This window comes from uncultured Actinobacillus sp., assembly GCF_945915845.1.
Classification (GTDB): domain Bacteria; phylum Pseudomonadota; class Gammaproteobacteria; order Enterobacterales; family Pasteurellaceae; genus Exercitatus.
Genome location: NZ_CAMEFX010000081.1, coordinates 1 through 3311 on the forward strand (window position 1 = coordinate 1; position 3311 = coordinate 3311).

4 protein-coding genes are annotated in these 3311 nt (G+C 34.6%); all 4 read left to right on the forward strand.

Annotation, left to right across the window (positions count from 1 at the left end):
* The coding region (locus Q0O89_RS10410; RefSeq protein ID WP_293731622.1) for a sugar transferase at positions 1–317 on the forward strand (317 nt) is incomplete at its 5' end.
* 27 nt (positions 318–344) lie between these two features.
* Positions 345–2063, forward strand: coding sequence for a DUF262 domain-containing HNH endonuclease family protein (locus tag Q0O89_RS10415; protein ID WP_293731623.1), 1719 nt, complete (start codon positions 345–347; stop codon positions 2061–2063).
* A gap of 77 nt (positions 2064–2140) precedes the next feature.
* The gene (gene rfbB, locus Q0O89_RS10420; protein ID WP_293731624.1) at positions 2141–3211 is read left to right on the forward strand and encodes a dTDP-glucose 4,6-dehydratase; all 1071 of its coding nucleotides are present in this window, start codon (positions 2141–2143) and stop codon (positions 3209–3211) included.
* A gap of 6 nt (positions 3212–3217) precedes the next feature.
* Positions 3218–3311: sugar phosphate nucleotidyltransferase (locus tag Q0O89_RS10425; RefSeq protein ID WP_293731625.1), on the forward strand; the 94-nt coding region annotated here is incomplete at its 3' end.

Here is a 3311-nt window from a genome sequence, read left to right on the forward strand (position 1 = left end):
TTGGGCATTTTCTTCGTAAAACATCTTTAGATGAGTTACCTCAACTTTTCAATGTGTTAAAAGGCGAGATGAGCTTGGTTGGAAATCGCCCATATATGATTACTGAAAAAAAGAAAATGGGGAAATTTGCCGATATTATTTTAGCAACAAAGCCAGGAATTACAGGATTATGGCAAGTAAGTGGGCGTAGTGATGTTTCATTTGATGAGCGTCTAAATATTGATTCGTGGTATATTAAAAATTGGTCTTTATGGAATGATATTGTGATATTGTTAAAAACAATCGGCGTTGTTTTAAAGCGTGATGGCGCTTCGTAATAATCAATAACTTCGAGTATATGTAATATGACAGCGACAAATTTTAAAACAGAGAATAATACATTAAGAAAGCTTATTGGAAATGGCTTAACTTATAAAATTCCTCGTTTTCAGCGTGATTACAGTTGGGATGCTGAACAATGGGAAGATTTATGGGTGGATATTATGGGGATTATTGAAGACCCAACAGATTCTGCTCATTATATGGGATATTTGGTTCTTCAATCTACGGACGATAAATCATTTGATGTGATTGATGGGCAACAACGTTTAACAACAGCAACATTAATAATTTTAGCGGTTTTGAAAAAACTGCAAGATTTAATTAATGAAGATATTGATGCTACTGCTAATACAAAACGTCTAGAGCAAATTCGTCAAACCTATATAGGTCACCTTGATCCTGTTACATTAGTTTCTCGCCCTAAATTAACCTTGAACCGTAATAATAATGATTATTTTCAGAATTATTTGGTTCCATTAGCGAAATTACCGCAAAGGGGGCTTAGAGCCTCAGAACACCTATTGCGTAAAGCATTTGATTGGTTTTATCAAAAGGTAGATCAATATTTAAAACAAGAAGAGGGTAATGAAGGTGTTCGGCTAGCACAATTAGTTGAATATATTAGCGATAACTTATTTTTTACGGTGATTACTGTTTCTGATGAACTAAATGCTTATAAAGTATTTGAAACACTTAATTCTCGTGGTGTTCGTCTTTCTTCAACTGATTTATTAAAAAATTATCTTTTTTCTATTTTAGATAAAAATCAAGAAAATACCCACGAATTAAGAAATTTAGAAGAGCGTTGGGAAAATATAGTCAATCGTCTTCAGTCAGAAAAATTTCCTGATTTTTTGCGTATTTATTGGAATAGCCGGAATAAATTCACTCGACATACAGAGTTGTTCAAAGTGATTCGAAATAGTATTCGAGATAGAGCAGCTGTTTTTGCATTATTGAGAGGAATGGAAGAGGATTTAGATACCTATTTGTCTTTATCTTCCCCTGATATTTCTGATTGGTCGCTAGAAGATAAGCGCTTGGTAAATATATTGAAACTTTTCCGAGTTCGTCAGCCATTTTCCTTATTACTAAGTGCAAAACGCGAATTTGATAGAGAGAATTTTACTAAATTGCTTTATGCTATTATGGTCATTTCTTTTAGATATAATACGATAGGTACATACAGCCCAGCTGAATTAGAACGAGCTTATAATAATGTTGTTGAACATATAAATAAGAAAAAAATTACTAATTCAAATCAAGCATTAGGCTTGCTAAAATCAGTTTATATTGACGATCAACGTTTCAGCAGAGATTTTGCAGAAAAAGTTATTAAAACGACAGACTCTAGAAGCACTCAATTAGTACGTTTCATTTTATGTGAAATTGAACGCTATATTTCAAATAGTATAGAAGTAGATTTCTCAAGTGATACTTTTAATATTGAACATATCTTACCGCAAAATGCACCCGATAATTGGGGGGATTTTAGCTATGAAGAAATGAATGCATTAACTTATCGTTTGGGAAATATGACTTTATTACAATCTAATGCCAATAGAGATTTAGGCGTTGCTGAATATTCTCAGAAGAGGAATGTTCTTAAAGAAAGTCATTTTGCATTAACTCATAAATTAGCAGAACAATATACTGAATGGACTCCTCAAACAATATCCTCTTGGCAAAGATGGCTTGCAAATCAAGCTAAAACAATTTGGCGAGTTGCACAATTAAGTTAGCTTTTATATAAATTAGTATCACTTAAATAAGTTATATAAAAAATTAAAAAAATAATGATTATATAGAGAAAAATAAAATGACAAGAAAAATTTTAGTCACAGGCGGAGCCGGTTTTATCGGTTCAGCAGTCGTTCGTCATATCATTAACGACACTCAAGATTCTGTTATTAACGTAGATAAATTAACCTACGCAGGTAATTTAGAATCTCTTGAATCCGTTGCAAATAATCCACGTTATACTTTTGCACAAGTTGATATTTGCGATAAAGTAGCACTAGAACATGTATTTAATCAGTATCAGCCTGATGCGGTTATGCATCTTGCTGCAGAAAGCCATGTAGATCGTTCTATTGACGGGCCGGCTGCGTTTATTGAGACGAATATTGTTGGTACTTACACTTTATTAGAAGTGGCTCGTGGTTATTGGAATAACTTACCTGAAGAAAGAAAATCCGCTTTCCGTTTCCATCATATTTCAACTGATGAGGTTTATGGTGATTTAGAAGGTACAGACGATCTTTTTACTGAAACTACGCCTTATGCGCCATCTAGCCCTTATTCCGCTTCAAAAGCATCAAGCGATCACTTGGTTCGTGCTTGGTTGCGTACTTATGGATTACCAACCATTGTAACAAATTGTTCAAATAACTATGGTCCGTTCCATTTCCCTGAAAAGCTCATTCCATTAATGATTTTAAATGCATTAGAAGGGAAAAAATTGCCAGTGTATGGCAATGGTATGCAAATTCGTGATTGGTTATTTGTGGAAGATCACGCTCGTGCGCTATATAAAGTGGTTACGGAAGGTGTTGTGGGCGAAACCTATAATATTGGCGGACATAATGAAAAAGCAAATATCGAAGTGGTTCGTACAATTTGTGGGTTATTGGAAGAGTTAGTGCCAAATAAACCGGCTGGTGTAGCAAAATACGAAGATTTAATCACTTATGTGACTGATCGCCCAGGGCATGATGTGCGTTATGCCATTGATGCGACCAAAATCGGCAATGAATTAGGCTGGAAACCACAGGAAACTTTTGAAACCGGTATTCGTAAAACAGTGGAATGGTACTTAAATAACAAAAAATGGTGGAGCCGTGTATTAGATGGTTCTTATAATTTAGAACGTTTAGGTACAAATAAGTAGGCTAATATGAAAGGTATTATTCTTGCAGGCGGCTCAGGCACTCGACTTTATCCGATTACTCGCGGTGTATCTAAACAGCTTCTTCCCGTTTACGATAAAC